The sequence below is a fragment of the Methylobacterium sp. J-067 genome, from assembly GCF_022829465.1.
Lineage (GTDB): Bacteria > Pseudomonadota > Alphaproteobacteria > Rhizobiales > Beijerinckiaceae > Methylobacterium > Methylobacterium litchii.
In genome coordinates, this window is record NZ_JAKSXZ010000059.1 from 25,625 (window position 1) to 42,275 (window position 16,651).

Below are 16,651 nucleotides of genomic sequence, written 5' to 3' on the forward strand. Positions count from 1 at the left end.
CCTCCTCGGGTTCAGGCCGCGTTCGCCGTCGCGAGCCCATAGCGCACGGAGGGCTTGGCGTTGCCGAACTTGGCAGACATGGTCTTCCGATCCTCCTCCCAGCGCGTCCAGTCGGACACATCCTGCAGGCCCGGGATGGTGACGAGTTCGCCCTGGTCGAGACCGGCTAAGGCCGCATCGACCAGATCGGCCGCCGACATGGTGATCACCGATGTCTTCTGTGCCGCGTAACCGGCGACATCCCAGAACTCGGTGGCCGTCGCCCCGGGCAGCACGGTCTGGATGCGCACGCCCTTGTCCGCGAGGTCCTTCTGCAGCGAGTGGCCGAAGCTGAGGACGTAGGACTTCGAGGCGCTGTAGACGCCGTTGAGCATCTCGACCGCGATGCCGACGACGGAGGAGATATTGATGATGGTTCCCGATCCGCGGGCCACGAAGGCCGGAGCGACCGCGTAGGTCAGGTGGGTCAGCGCGGTGATGTTGAGCTGGATCATCGCGTCCATCGTCTCCACGTCGGCCTGAAGGATCGAGGCGACGGAGCCGATGCCGGCGTTGTTGACGAGCATGGTGATGCTCGCGTCTTCCCGCAGGCGAGTTTCCAGGCGTGCGAGATCGTCCTTACGGCCCAGGTCGGCCGTGAACGGCTCGACCTTGCGCCCCGTTTCGCGGGACAGGCGGTCGGCCAGCGCCTGCAAGCGCTCCCCGTTGCGGGCGACCAGCAGGAGGTCATACCCCCGCTTGGCGAGACGGTCGGCGTAGACCGCGCCGATGCCGGCGGATGCACCGGTCACGACGGCGAGGCCCTTGGTGGATCGAGTGGTCATCGTCGTTCTCCTCGTCGTTCGCGCACGGGTCGGTGGCGCCCGATGGGAGGAAGCTACCGTTGTCTGTATGCGGCGCAAATGTCATAGTTGCGTCGATTTAGGTCATGGAAGATGGGCATGCAGCGCATCGGCTTCGTCGTCTATCCGGGCTACTCGATGATGGCGCTGGCGGCCGTGCCGCCCTTTGAGGTCGCCAATCTCGCGACTGACGAGGCGACCTACGACATCCATTTCATCTCTGAGCATGGAGGTCCGGTCAGCACCTCGGCCGGCATGAACGTGGAAACGGAGGCATTCGGCGAGATGCCCTTCGACACGCTCGTCATCGGCGGCGGCACCTTCGTGCAACCGTCGACGCCTGGCCTCGTCGCGCTGGTTCAGCGCGCGGCCGCAAACGCCCGGCGCGTTGCCGCCATCTGCACGGGGGCCTTCGTCCTCGGCGAAGCCGGCCTGCTCGACGGACGGCGGGTCACGACGCACTGGATGCACGCGCGGGAGCTACAAACCCAATTCCCGAAGTGCTCGGCCGACACGGACCGCATTTTCATCAACGACGGTCCGATCTGGACATCCGCGGGCATGAGCGCCGGCATCGACCTCGCGCTCGCCCTGATCGAGGCGGATCTTGGCCACGCGGTGACGAAGGAGATCGCCAAGAAACTCGTGCTCTACCATCGCCGGGCAGGGGGCCAGTCGCAGTTCTCGACGCTGCTCGACCTCGACGCGAAGTCGGACCGCATCCAGGCGGCCCTGACTTACGCCAAGCAGAACCTCCACCGCCCGCTCTCGGTCGAAGAGTTGGCGGAGGCCGCTCACCTCAGCCCGCGCCAGTTCAGCCGCGTCTTCCACGCCGAGACCGGCCAGTCGCCGGCGAAGGCAGTTGAGAACCTGCGCGTCGAGGCCGCGCGGGTGTTGATGGAGCGCAGCCGACATCCCATCGACGCCGTCGCCGACCAAACCGGCTTCGCGGATCGCAACCGCATGCGCCGCGCCTTCCTGCGGGCGTTCGGACAGCCGCCGCAGGTCATTCGGCGCAATGCGCGTGGAGATGCAGATCCGGCGAACGCGTAGCTGAAGCCGTTCGCGATGAGCCCACACCGGGGGGAGGCCGCCCTGCACGTCTGCTTCCGGGCGAAGAAGGAGCGAGAATGCCCGTCCGGCTTGGGTCGAGATTGGAATGGCGGCTCGGGGTGGTTTTCAGTCCGTTCGTGTCCCCGCGGATCAACGGGATACCGGACGAGATTGACCCGCTTGCGCACATCCCATTGCAATCCCAAAGGTTAGGCCGGAGTATCGGTTCGACGCCCCGAGGAAATACGATGCGCCACCTCATTTCGTCCGGCTCGTCATTCGAGCATGACGTCGGTTACTCCCGGGCCGTCGTCGAAGGCGATTGGGTGTTTGTGTCCGGCACCACCGGGTTCGACTACGCTACGATGACCATCGCGAATGATGTGGCGGCCCAGACCGAGCAAGCTTTGGCAAATATCGCGCTAGCCTTGCGAGAGGCCGACGCGACCTTCGCCGACGTCGTGCGGGTGCGCTACATCCTGCCAACGGCGGAAGATTTCCCCGCCTGCTGGCCTGCCCTCCGAGGTGCGTTTGGAGAGGCGCGGCCTGCAGCGACAATGATCGAGGCGGGATTGATCGACAAACGGATCAAGATCGAAATCGAGGTCACGGCCCGCAAGGGCAGCGAAGACCGCTAACCACAGCGATCCAAAGTTGTCGGACCGCCGATGAATGGCTGCGTTTGAGAAGCGCTAACGGCTGTCCTGGCGGCTGGGTGGGATCGGTAGGAGGTCGTCTGCTTTAGCGACGGACCATTTTCGCAGCAGACCAGCCGCTTTCGGCCAGCACCTGTCGCGTCGACCGGCGCCACTGAACTACCGGGTCGGGTGGGTTTCTGCCCGTCCGCTCTCGAGCAACGGACGCAAGAAAACGGACAAGACCATTCATGGGCCCTAGGAGTTCATCCGCCCCCCTTGCGATCCCGGGAGTAGCCTGCAATGATCAACCAAATGGTTGATCATCCGCCTGCAGCCCTGGACGGTATCTTTCATGCCCTCGCGGATCCGACCCGCCGGGCGATGGTGCAGCAGCTCGCGTCCGGTGAGCGCACGGTCTCCGAACTGGCCGCGCCGCACGCGATGTCACTGGCCGCCGCCTCCAAACACGTCCGCGTGCTCGAACAGGCGGGCCTTCTCCGCAGGGCGATTGAAGGGCGGGTCCATCGCTGCTCGCTCGAGCGTCAGCCCCTCGTGCAGGCGCTCTCATGGTTGCGGGCCTACACCGAGTTCTGGGACGCGCGCTTCGACGCCTTGGAAGATCTCCTGAATGCCGGGGACGACGATGACCGAGATTGAGCCAGCCGTCATCCTTGTCCGCACGTTCCGGGCGACCTGCGAGACGCTCTATCGGGCTTGGACCGACCCGGTCATGGTCCAGCGCTGGCTCGCGCCGGGGCCGAACGTGGTCGAGCGGGCCGAGACCGACCTGCGGGTCGGTGGTCATTTCCGCCTACAGACGCGGGGGCCCGATGGTACGCAGCACCGGATCAGCGGACGCTATCGGGAACTCGAACCGGGGCGTCGCATCATCCAGACCTGGATCTACGACGGCCCCCTCGACCTGTTGCCGGGCGAGGAGACGGTGCTGCAAATCGACTTCACCCCGCGGGACGACGGCACCAGCGAGATGCGCCTGACCCATCGTCGGATCGCCCGCGGCGACATCCGCGACGCCTACCAGGGCGATTGGCCGAGCTGCTTCGACAAGCTTGATCGCGTCCTGCACTAAACGACAAAAAACGAGGAAACGCCATGCCGACACGAACCTCACCTGCGCCCCTCAGGCGCGGGATCGTCAAACTGTGGTTTGCGCTCGACGCAATCGTAGCGCTGGCCCCGCCGCTCTACTGGGCCGCCGACGGCCGCACGACCCAGATCGCCGCGATCCCGGCCGCACTGTTTTACTTCCTGGCTGTCAGCCTCTGCATCACCACGAGCCTGATCGTCGCCTATTGGCTCGATGCGGCCGACGAGGGGAGCGCGGCATGATCATCACCTTTGGCCTGCTCGCCCTGTTCTTTGCTGCCGTGGTCTGGGTGCTCCAGCGCAACAGCGCCATCGACCAGTCTTTCACCGATTATGCCGTGGGCGGCCGTTCCTTCGGCGCGCGCTACCAAGCGATGTCCTTCCTCAACACTTGGTATCCTGGCTCGATGTTCACCGCCTTCGGCGCACTCTCGGTCACCGCCGGGGTGATGTCGTTCTACGTCCTGTCCTACTCGCTCCTGACCGTGGTGCTGCTGTTCGTGCTCGCCCGGCCGGTCTGGATCTGGGGCAAAGCCTACGACCTGCGGACCCAGGGCGACCTGTTCGCGCTGCGCTACGGCTCGCGCCACATCCGCACGGTTGCGGCACTGATCGGCATCGTCTCGGGCTTGCCCTGGCTGGTGCTCGGCATGCAAGCGCTCGGCAACCTGTTCCAGGCGATGTCGCTCGGCGCACTCTCGTTCTCGACGTCGGTCGTGGTCGGCGTGCTCGTCATCGCGCTCCGTCAGGTCTGGACCGTGCGGATGGGCATGCGCGGCGTCGTGATCTCCGATTACCTGCAGGGGATCGTCGCCTATGTCGGCGGTGGCGCGATGCTCGTCGGCCTCATCGTCTGGCTGATGGTCGCCCGGGGCAGCACCCTCGCCTCGCTCGATCCAAAGATGTTCGCGATCCCGAGCTTCGGGTCCAAGGAGGGGCCGCTTTATCTGTTCGCGCTGATGTTCACCGGCGCAATCGGGGGCTGGTGCTGGCCCTACATTTTCGTGCGGCTATTTACGGCCGATGGCGTTCACAGCCTGAAGAAGTCTGCCGCCCTCGCCGTGCCGCTGACCTTCCTGTTCGGCGTGGCGCTGCTGATCTTCGGCATGCTCGCCTCCAAGGTCCCTGAGGCGGTGGCCAAGCCCGATGACGTCTGGTTCATCGTCTCGCAGCAGGCCGGCGGCCTCGTGCTGCTGGGCCTCGCCGGCGTGGTGTTGCTCGCCGCCTCGATGGGACACACGGACGGCAACATCCAGGCGTATGGCGCTCAACTCGCCAACGACCTCGTCGGCAACTACGCCGAACTCGACCAGAAGCGGATGATCGTCATCGCCAAGGTCGGCATGCTGCTCCTGACGCTCCTCGCCTCGTGGCTCGCCACGCTGACACTGCCGGCGCTCTTCTCGCTGGCGGTGCTGGCCTACCAGGGCATCATCCAACTCGCGGTGCCGCAGTTCCTCGGGATCTTCTGGAAACGAGGAAACCGGCAGGGCGCGTTCGCCGGCATGATCCTGGGCTTCGTGACGGCGGTCGGGCTGGAGTTCGCCTATGGCGGTCATCTACCCTTCGGCTACGGACTGACCTCCGGCTGCTTCGGCTTGGCCGTCAATCTGATCGTCTACATCGCCTGCGCCTATAAGTTTCCGCATTCGGCCGAAGAGCGACGGCGGATCGAGGAACTGTTCGCCGTCGTACGGGGGAGGCGGGAAAGGCAGTCGGGGGTGAGCCGCCAGTCTCGACCGGCCATGGCCTGAGGAGACCCGCCATGGGAAGCGTCTACACGCCCTAGCACCGGGCGTTGCAGGACCGCTTCGGCACGCGCCGTCTGGCGGACACGCAGGAGCGCGTGATCGTCAGCGACCGACTGTCCGAGGACCACCGAGCCTTCATCGAGGGACGCGACATGCTGTTCCTGTACCATCGATGCCACCGGCCAACCGACCGTGTCCTACAAGGGCGGCGCGCCGAGTTTCGTACGGATCGGCGGAGATGACTCGCCGCTGCCCACGCGACGTTCACCGCGACCGGCATGAGGTCAGCTCGCACGACGTGCCGACGCGCGGGGGAACGCAACGGTGGCTGCGTGGAAGCGGCTGGCGTTCTTGGACGAGGACCTGCTGCCGGCTGATCGCGAGCGTGTCGCGGCCGTCGGAACTCTCGCGCAAGACGAATACAACGCGAACGTCATGAATAACAAGGGATAGCGGCTTCATCCATTGATGTCTTATTTCGATATCATTCCATATATCAGCTTGTCCAAATTATTTTGGGAGATGATTTACGATTTGAGTTTGGCGTCGCAACAATCAGCTTTCGGTCGAAATTTGATAGACCGGACAAAATTTCATGCGTCTGAGACGGGTGGTGCCTCGGCCGAACTCACGAGGCCGGCGCCAATCGCGATCCAAACGAGGTGCGCATCGGTGCGCGCTCCGAGCGCGGCGCGGATCACCGAGAGGTTGTTGTGCACCGTCTTGAGACTCAGGCACAGCGCGTCGGCGATGGCCTGGGCGGTCATCCCCCCGGCAGTTAGGCTCAGGATTTCGAGTTCCCGGGGGCTCAGGTCGTCGAGCACGGAGCGCCCGCCCGCCACCTCGTCCTGGGCGATTGCGTGGGTGATGTCGTCACTCATCGGCCGTTCGCCGCGTAGCACGGCGGCAACCGCGGTCAACAGCTCACGCGGCGGACTTGCCTTACTGACATATCCGCTTGCGCCGGTCGCGAAGGCTTGGCGCACGATCACCGCCCCGGTGCGCATGCTGAAGACGAGGATGCGGGCGGCCCCGTCCCATTGGCGGATGTGACGGATGGCTTCGATGCCGCTCGGGCCAGGCAGGGACAGGTCGAGGATCACCAGATCCGGCGCATGGGCTTTGTACTGGTGATAGGCCGAGGCGGCATTCTCGGCTTCCGCGACGACCACCAAGCCCGGCTGCCGCTCGATCAGGCGGCGATAGCCCTCACGCACGACAGGATGGTCGTCCACGAGGAGGATGGACGTCGGCATGTGTGACCTCACGCGAGGGTGGGGGCGGACGCGCAGGCCCGGATGCCACTACCGGTGTCGGTGAGCGAGAAGCTTCCGCCGAGGGCGGCGAGCCTTGCCCGGATGCCGACGAGCCCTCGGCCCGTGTCGGACGTCGTTCGGGACACATCGCCCCCGCCGTCGTCATCGAGGGTGAGCGTCACTGTGCGTGCCCCGGCCTCGGACCGGTGCAGCCGCAGGAAGACACGGCTTGGCCTTCCGTGTCGGAGGGCGTTCGTCAGAAGCTCCTGCGCAATCCGATAGAGGCTCGCGGACACAGTGCAGGGCATCCCGGTCAGATCGCCCGTCACGTCGAGATGCAGGGCGGGGCCGGACCTGAGCTGCCCCCGCCAGTTCGCGACGAGGCCGCAGAGAGCGCCCTCCAAGCCGGCTTCGGCGAAATCGGGCAGTTCGAGGCGGGCCAGCGCCCCGCTCAAGCTTCTCCGCATCGCGGCGATGGTGTCCTCAATGCCACGGGCGTCCTCGCGGATGTCCTCGTGCTCCGGGGGCGCGGCCTGCTCGATCGCGGCGGCCCGTGCGCCGGCGGCGGCGAGGCACTGGCCGAAGGCATCGTGCAGATCGCGCGCGAGCGCCTCCCGCTCCTCCTCCTGGACCATGACCAGCCGCTGCATGAGGCTCGCGCGCTCCGCCTCGGTGCGGATGAGCCGCTCGGCGAGCCCGTCGCAGGCACGGGCGATCCGGTCGAACTCGGCGGCAGCGAAGCGGGGCAGCGGCGCCCGGGTCACGGCCGTGTCGAGGCTCTCCAGCCCTCGCACGATCCGACCAACGGGCGCGACGAGGCGCGTGACGGCGAGCCAGTTGAGCAGCACCGTCGCTGCCGTCATTCCAAGGGCGAGCCCGCCCACGAGGCGCAACTGACGCCAGAGACGGACGGCCGACGCCATCGGGTCGGGCCACGCCGTGACACTGCCGATCGTGCGCTCACGGTACACGATCGGCCGGATCGTCGGTACGGCCTCGGCCTCCCAGAAAAGCATCTCGCGGAACCACCCGGGGGCGGCATCGACGCCGTCCCAGTCGCCACAATTGCGCCGGGGCAATTCCATGCCGAGGTGAATGTCGGCGCAGATCCCCGGCAGGAGTGTGAGGATGGCCGGCGCGGCCTGCGGAGCGGCCGCGGGCATCGCGGCCGGGCCGGCGCTGCCGAGACCCGGCTGTCGCGCGAACTGTCCGGCGATCCGGTCGGCCGAGGTCGCCGCCTCCCGGCGGAGACTCGCATGGGCCTCCCAGGCGGTCCATGCGACCGCACCGGCGAGGCACAGCAGGGCGATGACGAGGAGGCGGAGGCCGAGGTGCGCGGGCAGGCTCATGGATGAAACGGCTGGGCTCGAAGCGAGGTCCTGATTTGGCACCGGGAGCGGCGCAGCGCGCAAGCCATGGACAGTCGGGTCGGGAAGAATGCCCGGCCCTCGGCGGGAGGATAGCCCTGGCCCGGTCGCGGCAGGAGCCGAAAGATGGCGCCGTGTCATCTCCACGGAGCCAGCTATGTCCTTTCACCTCTCCCGCCGCAGCCTGTTGGCTGCGTCCGCCCTGCTGCCCCTAGGGTTGCATGGCCCTGCTGTCACTGCAGCCCCAAGCGGTCCTTACCGGGTCGGCGCGTTCACGGTGACGCCGTTGCGCGACGGGCTGTTTCCGCTGGAGCCGAGCATGATCCCGGCGGCCGAAAGCCAAGCTGGACAGGCCCTGTTGAAGGGGGCCGGGCTTCCCGCGAAGGGCCCCTCGCCGGAACCGGTCAACGCGTTCCTGATCCGGCGCGGAGACCGGCAGTGGCTGCTCGATGCGGGCTGCGGCACCGTTCTCGGGCCGGGGTTCGACCGGGTGACTGCCGCACTGGCGTCGGAAGGCGTGCGCCCGGACCAGATCGAGACCATTTGGCTGACCCACCTTCACGCGGACCATGCCGGCGGCCTGCTGACGCCGGGCCGGCTCGCGCGGTTCGCGAACGCCGAACTCGTGCTGCAGGAGCGCGAGGTGGCCTACTGGTCGGATGCGGGCGCCCGGGCCTCCGCTCCGGCTGCATTGAGCCCGATGTTCGAGACGGTGCAGGCTGTGATGGCGGCCTATCCGGGGCGGCTCCGGCGGGTCTCCGGTGAAGCGGAACTCGCGCCAGGTATCCATGCCTTGCCCCTGCCCGGCCATACGCCAGGCCATATGGGTGTGCTCATCGCTGACGGTCCCGACCGGCTGCTGATCTGGGGCGACATCGTCCACTCCCGGATTCTGCAAATGCCGCACCCAGACTGGACGGTGATCTGGGACACCGACCCGACAGAGGCGATCGCGACGCGGCGAGGCATCCTCGACCGCGCGGCGGTGGAGGGTCTAAGCGTCACCGGAATGCATCTCGCCACGATGGGGAGAGTTGAGCGCGCTAGTACGGGATATGCGCTGATCTAAGCAGGCCGAGACAGAGAAAGTCCGCTTGCGGGGGGAATCGAACCACCCTTCGCCGGCTGCATCGGGTCGCAAGCCGAATAACTGCTCAGGATGGGTTTGTACCATTCTGCTTCTGGGTGTGGCTTCGATAAGGCAGCCATTCAAAGATGGCTACAAGCCCCACTTCGGACCATCGTTTGATAACTGGATGGGAACCGGCTCACCGCAGACCGATACGACCGGGCCACCAAGCTCATTCCAGCGGAACAGATTTACGTGCCATCCGCTTGGGATGATGCATGAACAGTCAATGATGGCGTCCGCACCGGCCGGGCGCGCCGCATCCGCGTCACGCCATGACGGCGGTTCGTGTGCGGCTTCCAAAGCCGGACGCCACTGTACGTTTGATAGATTGCGGTCAATCCCGAGCTAGCGACAGGCATCGTCGTCGTGCCGATCGAGGACATTCGCTTCGCACATCATCAACGGTACGACGACGCGAGGACGCCCATCTTCACGGATGTAGCCCGATACGGCGATTATCGCCCACTCTTGCTGTGGGCTCATGTAAAGGGTTGCTTGTCCCAGCCGATGGTAATGGCTTACGCTCTCCGGCCGTGGTGACACAAGTATTTCAGTCACCCGGTCGGCAAGAACCGAGCAGAAAACAATCCAGATATCGTTCGCCACCTTGGGTGGGCGCTAGCAGGAGATTGAACGCAGTCCATGTGATCAATCAACATCCTAGGTATTGGATAGCAACGAGAGCTTTGCGAAGCACCTTGAATGCAGATTAAACGGCTGGCTTGGGTCTCATGCCGAATGGCCGGTAGGGGTGGATAGCCGCCGGTCTGCTTTCGGGGAGCTATAGATGCAAGCGGACATCGCCTCCCTGCCGGCTCACAACCCATAGCGGCGGCGACCGCCTGCCCTGATTGGAAAGCAAGAAACGGGATGTGGAGCCCTGCGACGAGCCTTACGGCACGTTCAGGAGATGCGCAAATGACCAAGTTCAAATGTGTTCCGATCGCAACGGAGACGGCCGATCACTTCCGGCGTACCGGACTGGACGATCGGGGCAATAAAGTCCGGCGGGTTGTAGCGACAGCAAGCGGTAACTTTCCATGCAGGCACTGTCTGCAATTGGCCCAGCCCGGAGAAATCTTGGTGCTGGGATCCTACAATTTACCCCAGCCCCTCGGCATCTATTGGACGCCAAGCCCGATCTTCCTGCACGAAAAAGAGTGCCCTCGCAGCGAAGCCTTCAGCGAAGTGGCTCCGATCATTCGAGCGAACCCGCTGGTCTCGGTACGAGCTTACGATGTCGATCATCAATGCCTCTATGACCTTGGGCGCGTCTGCTCCGGCAGCGATGTTGATGACCCACTCCAAACCGCACTCCGCGATGCACGCACGCTGTTTGTGAACATTCACACCGCGCGTCCCGGTTGCCTGTTATCGCTCGTGGAACGGACACTCGATTGAGTGAAAGTTTCCAACGTCTTTAGATGTCTGCAATCCACCCCGAGCTGAAGTTGCCGGACGGCTGACGAACGTCTGCTTCGGGGGAACGCCGACAGCAGTTCCGGCGGCAGGGTTGGGTCGCTAGGAGGCTGTCCGCTTTTCCAATCCACCTTTTCGAAAGCGGTCATTCCGCTTTCGGCTACATCCAGTCGAGGGAGCAAGCGCCTCTCAATGGCTGGACCTAGTGAATATGGTGCTGTGTCAAGGGCTTCAGCAACGGGCGAAGCCGCGCCTGACCCCACATATCAGGGAAGTGGCGGAGACGGAGTCCGCCCAACCAGCAGTTCCGAAGAGGTCTTGCAAGGGCCGGTAGGGCCCAATTTGCTATAGCTTATCAGGCGGATAGAGGAATTTCAGTTTCGAAGCGCTAGTCCGATACGATCCCATAAGATCCACTTGCAGCCGTCAACTGATGTGGGTCAAAATGTGGGGTATGGAAGTTAGGCGGACTCGGTAATGGGCGGAAAGGGGCGGCATCCCGAAAAGGCACTCACAACGGTGCAGGTGCGGGCATTGAAAAGCCCCGGTCGCTATGCTGACGGCCACGGTCTCTATCTCGTCGTCGATCCATCCGGCGCCAAACGGTGGCTCCTGCGCATTGTCGTGCAGGGCCGACGACGCGACATCGGACTCGGTGGTGTGGGCCTCATTAGCCTCGCCGAGGCCCGTGAGAAGGCTCTCGCTTACCGCAAGACCGCCCGCGATGGGGGCGACCCCATGGCCGAGCGGAAGAAGGCGCAGGCAACTCTCCCGACCTTCGCCGAGGCAGCCGAACTAGTCCACGCAGAGCACCAGTCCACGTGGAAAAACCCAAAGCACGCAGCTCAATGGATAACGACGCTGAGGACCTACGCCTTTCCCCACCTTGGGGCCAAGCGGATTGACCAGATTGAGACCCCGGACGTCCTGCGAGCCCTATCCCCAATCTGGCTAACGAAGCCAGAGACGGCGCGGCGCGTTCGGCAGCGGATCGGGACGGTGCTGGACTGGGCAAAAGCAGCTGGCCACCGAAGCGGCGACAACCCTATCGAGGGGGTAGCCAAGGGTTTGCCAAAGCAGGGGGAGCGGGAAGAGCATCACGCGGCTTTACCCTATGCAGAGGTGCCAGCCTTCGTCGCACGGTTGCGGGCGATGTCCGGCCCGGGCGAGATCAGCCGACTTGCCTTTGAATTTCTGATCTTAACTGCGGCGCGGACCGGTGAGGTTCTTGGCGCTCAATGGGACGAGATCGATGAGCCGAACCAGCTCTGGACGGTGCCATCGGCGCGGATGAAGGCGGGGCGGGAGCATCGGGTGCCGCTCTGCGACCGGGCATCGGAGATCTTATGTCGAGCAAGGGATTTAGGTGCTGGCACCAAGCTTGTCTTCCCGGGTCGTGAGAGCGAGCGACCGCTCTCGAACATGGTTTTTCTGATGGCGCTGCGGAGGATGGGTATGACGATCACCGCCCATGGCTTCCGATCATCGTTCCGCGATTGGGCAGCCGAAGCGACCAACCTGCCGCGGGAGGTAGCCGAGGTGGCCCTGGCCCATACAATAGAGAACCGCGTGGAAGCCGCATACCGTCGGGGCGATCTACTGGCCAAACGTGCAGAACTAATGTCACTTTGGAGCGGCTATCTCACTCACCCAAAAGCCTAGCAGACATACAGCTGGGATGAACACTTTGGGGATCAAATGCCTAAGCGCTCTCAATCGGTAAACTCGCGACACACCCTCGAACAACGGCAAGATATCTTGCAGAAATTCGAAGACGGAATTTTAAATTTTGAAGATCGCAAAGATATTGCCGATAAGCTTGGCGTTTCACTCTCGACAATTTACCGGTGGGTGCGGCAGCGTAGTTCGCGAGCTACTGGTGCCGATCGCTCGGTATCAAGCTGCATTAGCATCGGAAAGGCCCTTGAGGTACTGTCATCGCCACAAATTATCGAAAAATACGCGGGACTTGAAGCGGTTTTCAAACTGATCGCGTGGCTAAGATGGCCCAACTCACCACATGATCACCCTGCCGCAATCGCTACATGTGCAATCACCTACCTCTCGCGCGACAGCACGGCTGCAGCGTTGGACGAGCTGCCCCCGGAAGGGCTGGCATTGGTGCTGAAGCATATTTCCGTTGATAAGTTGCGTAAAATGTGCGCCGGCGACGATGCTAACTTCATAAACTTCGACATTTGGCCACTCTACAACCAAAACTATGACGAACTAGATTATTTTGCAGATATCGCGAATTTTATATTGGCATATCGACCACATTCCAAAGATCGCCGGCGCTCAACAAGCTTACAAAACGCCCACTTTGTGCATGAGAACGGACTATTTGGTTATAAATGGCCAATGACGTTGGAAACATTCCGAAAATATTGGGGAATTTACGGACCATCGGCAGCCTTATTATACGTAAGGAAGTACCATTACGCACATAATCTCGTTCTTGATCCATCGGATACCGAATTTAACATGAGTGTCGATAGGATATGGCGGGAAAGATCGGAGACTATAACTTTTCTATCGTGCTGCCAGGCGGCATCTAGCCTCCTGCGAGAACGTCTTGATTATCGAACCACCGGCTTGGAAAACTTCCCTATATTTCCTGAGACGCTGCCTCCGACCGCATTAGAAGTTCGCCCGTTACCATTGAAAGTGCATGCGTTGCTAGACGGGCGGGAGTCATAAAAAACTTCGAAATCACAGTACGATAGCGAGCAACAAAGTCATGTAACACCAACGACGATTCTCCGCGGAGGGCCAAGGGGGCAAAATTCTTTTCGTTCCGGACCGATACACAGCTCCGGTGATGAGGAGGACAAAAGTGGCTATTGACAGTAAACGCGATCCGAAATCGGATATTGATGGTTTGCCGCCTTCGGGCTTTGTTCGATTGACTGGAATCATCCGTCCGCTTGGACCGCTGCCGATCAGTCGTTCGTCGTGGTGGGCCGGCGTTCGGTCCGGCCGTTACCCTCAGCCGGTCAAACTTGGTCCGCGTATCACCGCTTGGCGTTGCGAAGACATCCGCAGCCTGATTTCGTCGGAGGTCGCGTGATGCGTAGTCACAGCGAGAAAGTTCGTGCTGTCACTCTCGAGGGGGGAAGGGTCGAACGTAAGATCGAGTCTATCAGATCGGGTTTTGACAAGGCGGCTGGTAGCTACCGAAAACGCATCGATATGCAAATCTTCGATTGCTTCAAGTTGGCCGGCGATCTTTGGGAAGCGAAAGATGATTGCGATGAGGTGCTCGACGGCGAATTCAAGCGTCGTATCCAGCGTCGTCCCAGAAAGGAAGAAGCTTTGCGCTTCGTTCTTTCCAAAGTGCGCTCAGATCCAAAGGAAGTGAGCCTGTACTACCGAGCGACTACGCCTTTTTTTTTGAGGGGCGTTAGTCGAGTGAAGCTTTCAAAAGCAGTTACCAAGGCGGGAGGATATAGAGCGCTCGCATCTCAACATGTAAAATTCCCTCGTGGGTCGAAGCTGCAAGCTGAAAATAATTCTACCGATGGGAGCCATGCTTCTGGCGACGATACAACCCACACCAAAACGAAAAACGTCCAGTCCGTTGAAACGATAGTGAACTCGCTGAAAGGTACCGAGGTGTTGCACTGTAAGTTCGACAAGAACGGCAGAGGTATTACGAAGCTCGAAACCGGCAGTTGGTTCGGCGTCTGTGGTCATGTCATGGGCGTAGTCGAGGGCAGGCCGATCATTGAATTTTTTGACCATACTCTTTTCGAATAGACTGAATAGGGGGGGCGCGTGAGCGTCCCCCTGACCTAACGGGACACCTCGTCTCTCCTAAGATCAGTCCATGAAGCGAAGATAGCTACGCCGTCTATGAAACCGTCACGGTCGTTTTTCGTACCGTGCGAAAATGCTCAAGCTGACACTGAGACCATGTCCAGCTGGAAGCTTCTAGATCGCTTAAGGCGACAGCCGAACATTAATCACTTTTTCTTCGTATGACATCTGGATGGCTCCAGCGTTACGACGGCATCTCCGATTCGATACGCGGCAACACGACAAAACCGTCAAGCCCAATCGAAGCGCGCTTGCGGATGGTCTTGTAACCATAGCCGGTGACGTAGCTTGCATGCTCCTCAATGGGCCTGAGGTGCAGTCGCAATAACTCATGCTTGTTGTTCACATAGACATGCATGTTGTTATCGAAATAGTCCTCCACTCTTCCTTTCAGTCGACGGTCTGGGTGAACTAGCAAAACGCCGTGAAAGTGAAGGCCGTCGTTGATTTTCACCTCCTCGAGGATGACCTTTTGATGTTTAGCAACCGGGTAATCTGGTGCGGCAATAAGGATTGGGAGCTTCCCTCTGCTGCTTGGGGCGTTTGGCCGACGAAACAGGTGAGTAAGAAAGGTAGCGTACACCCGAACCACCTCTTTCCCCATGACCTCGATCTTTGTCGCTTCCGAACCTCTGATCTGTTTGTACATCAGGGTGACGAGGTAGCCTTCCCACCCCTCATCGAGCTTCCTGTCTATCCATCGTCCCCATTCCCTGATCGTCCGCTTGCGTTCACGGTAGCTTTTGGCCTGTTCGACAGTGAAGCTGTTCAGCTGCTTGCGCATGTCCCAATTGCCCATAGCTCGCCATATGCACTGTCCCTCGGACGGCACATTGGATCTGCGGATGAGGCAGGGTCTGAGACGCGGGCACTTCCACGCGTCGCATAAACCTGCGGTGGTAATTGGCTTTTACGGGTTGGGCACTCGCGTCTCTGCACAGCGGAAGATCGCGCTCGGTCGTCTTCGAGGGAGCATTCTGCAAAATTGGTTGCAGCAACTGCTATGCAACCTGAGTTGCTGAGCTCTCGGCCAGCTTTCGGGCGCCTAACTGATCAGGCCGCTCTCGCAAAAATGACCTTTCCACCGATCCGTAAAACTTCAGCGATGGTCGGAGTGATCATCGCTGAAGAGAGAAGACAGATGCCACGCGAACAAATCGGCTCACCGGAAATCAGTGGTCATTTGCAGGCGCTGATTCGAGAGATTCATCGCCTTGAGACTTACGACGCGGTAATGATCGCTTCGGCGATTATGAGGTGCTTAGCCGAATATCTTCACGATCTCGGTGTCGAGGTCGAGCTTTCGACAAAATCCGACGCTGACTGAGCTGTTCTAAGTGACGGGGGCGCTCGTCTCAATTGATGGGCGCCCTTACCGTGGCTGATTGATCACTTGGATAGTCGGCGATGTATTTGTCATCCTTCAGATCGAGCGGAGTACCCGGTAAACTTGCATCCGCGAGCAACCGAGTTCGGCAGCGATCGCGCTCGGTCCCCGCCCTTCAGCCGCAAGGCCACGGAGCCGGTCATAGTCGAGGCGGCGCGTGCCCCCAGCGTAAACCCCCTCGGCTTTGGCCCGAGCGATCCCTTCCCGCTGCCGCTCTTTAATGAATCGTCGCTCCATTTGGGCGACCATTCCAAGGACGGTTAGGACGACGTGCCCCATCTCCCCTCGGGTCGAGACGTGAGGGTCGAGAACGGTGACGCTGGCCCCCCGCTGCTCAGCCTCGTGAACGACATTGAGAACGTCCCGGGTATCGCGCCCGAGCCGGTCGAGGCGGGTCACAACCAGTTCGTCACCTGGCCGGAGAAATTCGAGGACTGTGGCCAGTTCGGTCCGGCCTTCCCTTGAAATGCCCGACACCTTCTCGGATCGAATAATCGCGCAGCCCTCGGTGCGAAGCCGAGCTAACTGGCCGTCAAGGTCCTGATCGACGGTACTAACTCGGGCGTAACCGATGCGGGCCATGTGTCACCTCAGGCTTTATGCCTTAGGCTACCCGGTCACAAATAGGCGGCGTCAACCCAGATGTTACGGCTCGCGGTGGCCAAGGTGTTACGTCGCGTCAGGGTATGCCCTGATGTGCAAGCCTGTTGGGCTGGCAGCGCGCAAAATCGCCGTGATCTCAAAAGCAGGCTTTCTGCTTTGCGCCCATTGCCGCCATCCAACTGTCAACGCTGGCAGCCCGAAAGCGGACACTCCCTCAGCGAATATTCTAGCGTTCGGACTCATAGGTATGGCCAAGCGTTACTTCTTCGACCTCCTG

At 61.7% G+C, this 16,651-nt stretch carries 18 protein-coding genes; 13 read left to right on the forward strand and 5 right to left on the reverse strand.

What is annotated here, in order from left to right:
• Nucleotides 1–11: 11 nt before the first annotated feature.
• Nucleotides 12–824, reverse strand: a complete 813-nt coding sequence (locus tag MKK52_RS06610; protein ID WP_243953028.1) for an SDR family NAD(P)-dependent oxidoreductase — start codon at nt 822–824, stop codon at nt 12–14.
• 117 nt (nt 825–941) lie between these two features.
• Between MKK52_RS06610 and MKK52_RS06615 the strand changes: the two genes are divergently transcribed.
• The 6 genes from MKK52_RS06615 to MKK52_RS06640 all read left to right on the forward strand — a co-directional run bounded on the left by MKK52_RS06615 (nt 942) and on the right by MKK52_RS06640 (nt 5,394).
• Entirely contained in the window at nt 942–1,895 is a 954-nt protein-coding gene (locus MKK52_RS06615) for a GlxA family transcriptional regulator (protein ID WP_243953029.1), read from the forward strand.
• A 248-nt stretch (nt 1,896–2,143) separates the two neighbouring features.
• The gene (locus MKK52_RS06620; RefSeq protein ID WP_243953030.1) at nt 2,144–2,533 is read left to right on the forward strand and encodes a RidA family protein; all 390 of its coding nucleotides are present in this window, start codon (nt 2,144–2,146) and stop codon (nt 2,531–2,533) included.
• A gap of 300 nt (nt 2,534–2,833) precedes the next feature.
• Complete coding sequence (locus MKK52_RS06625) at nt 2,834–3,190, forward strand: ArsR/SmtB family transcription factor (RefSeq protein ID WP_243953031.1); 357 nt, start codon at nt 2,834–2,836, stop codon at nt 3,188–3,190.
• Nucleotides 3,177–3,623 (forward strand): SRPBCC domain-containing protein, encoded by a 447-nt coding sequence (locus MKK52_RS06630; protein WP_243953032.1) that lies wholly within the window; start codon nt 3,177–3,179, stop codon nt 3,621–3,623. The genes MKK52_RS06625 and MKK52_RS06630 overlap by 14 nt, the downstream gene beginning before the upstream one ends.
• A 23-nt stretch (nt 3,624–3,646) precedes the next feature.
• Nucleotides 3,647–3,883 carry a hypothetical protein gene (locus MKK52_RS06635; protein WP_243953033.1) on the forward strand — a complete coding sequence of 79 codons (237 nt, stop codon included), beginning with the start codon at nt 3,647–3,649 and terminating at the stop codon, nt 3,881–3,883.
• Nucleotides 3,880–5,394: a sodium:solute symporter gene (locus tag MKK52_RS06640; RefSeq protein WP_243953034.1), complete on the forward strand. Its 1,515-nt coding sequence runs from the start codon at nt 3,880–3,882 to the stop codon at nt 5,392–5,394. Before MKK52_RS06635 ends, MKK52_RS06640 begins: the two co-directional genes overlap by 4 nt.
• A gap of 590 nt (nt 5,395–5,984) precedes the next feature.
• On the opposite strand, the gene MKK52_RS06645 is transcribed toward MKK52_RS06640, so the two are convergent.
• Nucleotides 5,985–6,647, reverse strand: a complete 663-nt coding sequence (locus MKK52_RS06645) for a response regulator transcription factor (protein WP_243953035.1) — start codon at nt 6,645–6,647, stop codon at nt 5,985–5,987.
• Nucleotides 6,648–6,655: 8 nt separating this feature from the next.
• Entirely contained in the window at nt 6,656–7,996 is a 1,341-nt protein-coding gene (locus MKK52_RS06650; RefSeq protein WP_243953036.1) for a sensor histidine kinase, read from the reverse strand.
• 175 nt (nt 7,997–8,171) lie between these two features.
• Between MKK52_RS06650 and MKK52_RS06655 the strand changes: the two genes are divergently transcribed.
• The 6 genes from MKK52_RS06655 to MKK52_RS06680 all read left to right on the forward strand — a co-directional run bounded on the left by MKK52_RS06655 (nt 8,172) and on the right by MKK52_RS06680 (nt 14,324).
• Complete coding sequence (locus MKK52_RS06655; RefSeq protein ID WP_243953037.1) at nt 8,172–9,083, forward strand: MBL fold metallo-hydrolase; 912 nt, start codon at nt 8,172–8,174, stop codon at nt 9,081–9,083.
• A gap of 981 nt (nt 9,084–10,064) precedes the next feature.
• On the forward strand, nt 10,065–10,547 hold the full coding sequence (locus MKK52_RS06660) for a DUF1203 domain-containing protein (protein WP_243953038.1): 483 nt from the start codon (nt 10,065–10,067) through the stop codon (nt 10,545–10,547).
• Nucleotides 10,548–11,042: 495 nt separating this feature from the next.
• On the forward strand, nt 11,043–12,227 hold the full coding sequence (locus MKK52_RS06665; protein ID WP_243953039.1) for a tyrosine-type recombinase/integrase: 1,185 nt from the start codon (nt 11,043–11,045) through the stop codon (nt 12,225–12,227).
• A gap of 96 nt (nt 12,228–12,323) precedes the next feature.
• On the forward strand, nt 12,324–13,265 hold the full coding sequence (locus MKK52_RS06670; protein ID WP_243953040.1) for a helix-turn-helix transcriptional regulator: 942 nt from the start codon (nt 12,324–12,326) through the stop codon (nt 13,263–13,265).
• A 121-nt stretch (nt 13,266–13,386) separates the two neighbouring features.
• Complete coding sequence (locus tag MKK52_RS06675) at nt 13,387–13,635, forward strand: helix-turn-helix transcriptional regulator (protein WP_243953060.1); 249 nt, start codon at nt 13,387–13,389, stop codon at nt 13,633–13,635.
• Nucleotides 13,635–14,324, forward strand: coding sequence for a hypothetical protein (locus MKK52_RS06680; RefSeq protein ID WP_243953041.1), 690 nt, complete (start codon nt 13,635–13,637; stop codon nt 14,322–14,324). Before MKK52_RS06675 ends, MKK52_RS06680 begins: the two co-directional genes overlap by 1 nt.
• Before the next feature lie 244 nt (nt 14,325–14,568).
• On the opposite strand, the gene MKK52_RS06685 is transcribed toward MKK52_RS06680, so the two are convergent.
• Nucleotides 14,569–15,168, reverse strand: coding sequence for a hypothetical protein (locus tag MKK52_RS06685; protein ID WP_243953042.1), 600 nt, complete (start codon nt 15,166–15,168; stop codon nt 14,569–14,571).
• A 330-nt stretch (nt 15,169–15,498) separates the two neighbouring features.
• On the opposite strand from MKK52_RS06685, the gene MKK52_RS06690 reads away from it, so the two are divergent.
• On the forward strand, nt 15,499–15,711 hold the full coding sequence (locus MKK52_RS06690; protein WP_243953043.1) for a hypothetical protein: 213 nt from the start codon (nt 15,499–15,501) through the stop codon (nt 15,709–15,711).
• 96 nt (nt 15,712–15,807) lie between these two features.
• Here the strand turns inward: MKK52_RS06690 and MKK52_RS06695 are convergent, their stop codons facing one another.
• On the reverse strand, nt 15,808–16,353 hold the full coding sequence (locus tag MKK52_RS06695; protein WP_243953044.1) for a recombinase family protein: 546 nt from the start codon (nt 16,351–16,353) through the stop codon (nt 15,808–15,810).
• Nucleotides 16,354–16,651 lie beyond the last annotated feature (298 nt).